Source organism: Stenotrophomonas sp. P5_A8 (assembly GCF_056400545.1).
The window spans coordinates 1-3,858 of the sequence record NZ_JBFULB010000352.1; the positions used below are offsets into that span (position 1 = coordinate 1).

Sequence of the window (3,858 nt, forward strand, 5' to 3'; positions counted from 1 at the left end):
GTGCATGGTGGCCCACTGCGCCTTGGCCTGGTCCACGCCCTGCTGGAAGGCAGCGGCCGTCTGTGGGTTGGACTTGTCGAAGCAGGCCTTGGCGCGGGTCAGGTAGGCCTCACAGGCCTGGGGCAGGCCCGCGCCGATGCCGGCATCGGTGGACGCTGCAGCGGTGGACGGTGCAGCCGCCGCCGGGGTTGGGGTAGCAGGCGCGGCAGCGTCGTCCTTCTTGCCACACGCCACCAGGCCGGTGAGGGCCACCGCGAGAATCAATGCGTTCTTGAACATGATCATTCCTTGATTGAAGCGTCAGGGGTTTCCAATGCCTGCATGTCAGTCTCCGGTCGCGCACGTCCGGGGGCATGTCGGCAGGTGCACTTCTAGCAGCAAACTCCAGTCGCGTCATGCTGCAGCCGAACGTGCAGGCAACCGGTCCCGACTCATCCTCCGGTCGGCGCCGACCGGGCGCGTGCCTCGTCCGCACAGAAGCCGACCGTGGCCAGCACCAATGCGTTTCCACTGTCCTGCTCGTTCTTCGCCGCCTCCGCAGCCTGCCGGGCAATGGCCTGTGCCAGCCGGCGCGGGCAGTCCGGCGCAGCGCGCACATCGTCCAGCGATGCCCACTGCGCCAACAGGTGCGCATCCAGCACGTCGATGCGGTCCCGGATGACCTCCAGCGGCGGAGCCGGCGGCACCTGCGTGCCCAGCAGGAAGCGGTGTACGTCAATGTGCTGCAGCAGCTTGTTGGCCTCGATCAGCTGGCGATAGGTGGCCACCACGCTGTCCGGGTCCAACCCCATCTGCAGGGCGCGTGCGCGCTTGTCGGCGAGCACGGCCGCCTCGCGCCGAGGGTCTTCGATCGGGCGTCCGGCGGGAAACTTGTATGCCGCCACGTCGTGGGCGATCGCGTTGCGCGCCGCCACCTGTGCGATCCAGTCGGCCAGGCTGTCCTGCGGCGCGCGGGCGGACGCGGTGGCAGACAGCACCAGGCTGCAAAGGATGCCGATGACCGTGATAGTGCGTACAGGAATCATCGTCAGGCGCCGGGCAAAGGATGCCGCCGATTCTGCCCGACCTGGCCGCGCCCCGTTGCCGGGTCGATCACAGTACAGGCCATCTCCCTGCACGGCGGCCCGGATACGACAACGCCGGCACAAGGCCGGCGCAGTCGAACACCCGCAGGCAAGCTGCTTAGTGCTTGAGCGTCTTGCGCAGGCGCTCCAGCGCCTGCAGCTGGACGACCGCTTCGGCCAGCTTCTGCTGGGCCTGGGCCACGTCCATTGCCTCACCACGATTGGCCAGCATGCGCTCGGYTTCTTCCTTGGCCTTGCGCACCGATGCTTCGTCGATGTCCTGGGCACGGATCGCGGTGTCGGCCAGCACGGTCACGACCTGCGGCTGCACTTCGAGGATGCCGCCGGAAATGGCGAAATCGAGCTGCTCGCCGTTGGCCGTGGTCACCACCACCTTGCCCGGCTTCAACCGGGTGATCAGCGGGGCATGCTTGGGCGCGATGCCCAGCTCGCCCAGCTCGCCGGTGGCCACGACCAGGGTCGCTTCACCACGGAAAATTTCCTGCTCGGCGCTGACGATGTCGCAACGGATGGTGCTCATGTAACTCTCTTCGCTAAGGGGCGGGTTGAACCCACCGCAGGTGTTCCGCAGCGGTGGGCGCGAGCCCACCCCGTGTCACGGTCGGGACGGGCGTGTGCCCGTCCCCGCCGCATCAGGCCTTCTCGGCCATCTTCTTGGCCTTCTCGACCGCTTCTTCAATGCTGCCGACCATGTAGAACGCCTGCTCCGGCAGGTGATCGTACTCACCATCAACGATGGCCTTGAAGCCACGGATGGTGTCCTTCAGCGACACGTACTTGCCCGGCGAGCCGGTGAACACTTCGGCCACGTGGAACGGCTGGCTGAAGAAGCGCTCGATCTTGCGGGCGCGGGTCACGGCCTGCTTGTCTTCTTCGGACAGTTCGTCCATGCCCAGGATGGCGATGATGTCCTTCAGTTCCTTGTACTTCTGCAAGGTCTGCTGGACGCGCTGGGCGGTGTCGTAATGCTCGTGGCCGATGACCAGCGGATCCATCTGGCGGCTGGTCGAATCGAGCGGATCCACGGCCGGGTAGATACCCAGCGAGGCGATCGAACGCGACAGGGTCACGGTCGAGTCCAAGTGGGCGAACGTGGTGGCCGGCGACGGATCGGTCAAGTCATCGGCGGGCACGTAGACGGCCTGGATCGAGGTGATCGAGCCATTCTTGGTCGAGGTGATGCGCTCCTGCAGGACGCCCATWTCCTCGGCCAGGGTCGGCTGGTAGCCCACGGCCGACGGCATACGACCCAGCAGTGCCGACACTTCGGTACCGGCCAGGGTGTAGCGGTAGATGTTGTCCACGAACAGCAGCACGTCCTTGCCCTTGCCGTTCTCGTCCTTCTCGTCGCGGAAGTACTCGGCCATGGTCAGGCCGGTCAGGGCGACGCGCAGACGGTTGCCCGGCGGCTCGTTCATCTGGCCGTACACCATCGCGACCTTGTCCAGGACGTTGGAGTCCTTCATCTCGTGGTAGAAGTCGTTGCCCTCACGGGTACGCTCACCCACGCCGGCGAACACGGACAGACCGCTGTGCGCCTTGGCGATGTTGTTGATCAGTTCCATCATGTTGACGGTCTTGCCGACGCCGGCGCCGCCGAACAGGCCGACCTTGCCGCCCTTGGCGAACGGGCACATCAGGTCGATGACCTTGATGCCGGTTTCCAGCAGCTCGGTCGCCGGGGACTGGTCTTCGTACGACGGGGCGGCACGATGGATTTCCCAGGTATCACTGGCGGCCACCGGGCCGGCTTCGTCGATCGGACGGCCCAGCACGTCCATGATGCGGCCCAGGGTGCCTGCGCCGACCGGCACCGAGATGGCGCGTTCGGTGTTGGTGGCAACCAGGTTGCGCTTCAGGCCGTCGGTGGAGCCCAGCGCGATGCAACGGACCACGCCGTCACCCAGCTGCTGCTGCACTTCCAGTGTGATTTCGGTGTTGTCCACCTTCAGCGCGTGGTACACCCTCGGCACCGACTCGCGGGGGAATTCGACGTCGACGACGGCGCCGATGATCTGAACGATCTTGCCCTGACTCATTGCTGCAATCCTCTAATGTGTGCTTTGACTGTGCGCGTCAGACTGCTGCCGCGCCGCCGACGATTTCGGAGATTTCCTGGGTGATCGCTGCCTGGCGGGCCTTGTTGTAGACCAGCTGCAGGGTTCCGATCAGCTTGTTCGCGTTGTCACTGGCCGACTTCATCGCGACCATGCGGGCTGCATGCTCGGACGCGACGTTTTCCAGCACGGCCTGGTACACCAGCGACTCGACGTAACGCGTCATCACGTGCTCGAGCACGGTCGCGGCGTCGGGTTCGTACAGGTAGTCCCAGTCGTGGTGCGCGACCTGCTTCTCAGCGGCCGGCAACGGCAGCAGCTGGTCGAAGCTGGCCTTCTGCGTCATCGTGTTGATGAAGCGGTTGTAGACCAGGTACACGCGATCGACCTTGCCTTCGGTGAAGGCATCGAGCATCACCTTGATCACGCCGATCAGCTGCTCCAGGTGCGGCACGTCGCCCATGTGGGTAACGCTACCGACCATGTTGACCTTGATCCGGCGGAAGAAGGTCGATGCCTTCTGGCCCACGGTCACCACGTCGATCTCGGCGCCCTTGTCCTGGTACTGGCGAACCTCGCCCAGCATCTTGCGGAACAGGTTGTTGTTCAGGCCACCGGCCAGGCCACGGTCGGAGGAGATCACGATGTAACCGACCCGCTTGACCTCGTCACGCTGGACCAGGAACGGATGCTGGTAATCGGTGCTGGCCTGGGCC

The 3,858-nt window shown here is 65.2% G+C and carries 4 protein-coding genes and 1 pseudogene; all 5 read right to left on the minus strand.

Going from position 1 to position 3,858, the window contains the following annotated elements:
- Positions 1-279: pseudogene (locus AC1DQP_RS17795) on the minus strand (hypothetical protein); the annotation flags it as partial.
- A 152-nt stretch (positions 280-431) separates the two neighbouring features.
- Entirely contained in the window at positions 432-1,025 is a 594-nt protein-coding gene (locus AC1DQP_RS17800; RefSeq protein WP_457321008.1) for a chorismate mutase, read from the minus strand.
- 157 nt (positions 1,026-1,182) lie between these two features.
- On the minus strand, positions 1,183-1,605 hold the full coding sequence (locus AC1DQP_RS17805; protein WP_478052136.1) for a F0F1 ATP synthase subunit epsilon: 423 nt from the start codon (positions 1,603-1,605) through the stop codon (positions 1,183-1,185).
- Between the two features lie 112 nt (positions 1,606-1,717).
- The gene (atpD, locus tag AC1DQP_RS17810) at positions 1,718-3,124 is read right to left on the minus strand and encodes a F0F1 ATP synthase subunit beta (protein WP_478052137.1); all 1,407 of its coding nucleotides are present in this window, start codon (positions 3,122-3,124) and stop codon (positions 1,718-1,720) included.
- A gap of 37 nt (positions 3,125-3,161) precedes the next feature.
- The coding region (gene atpG / locus AC1DQP_RS17815) for a F0F1 ATP synthase subunit gamma (protein WP_478052138.1) at positions 3,162-3,858 on the minus strand (697 nt) is incomplete at its 5' end.

Bases quoted from the DNA above. Each gene is read 5' to 3' on its own strand.
- AC1DQP_RS17800 (WP_457321008.1), bottom strand. From the start codon at position 1,025: ATGATTCCTGTACGCACTATCACGGTCATCGGCATCCTTTGCAGCCTG.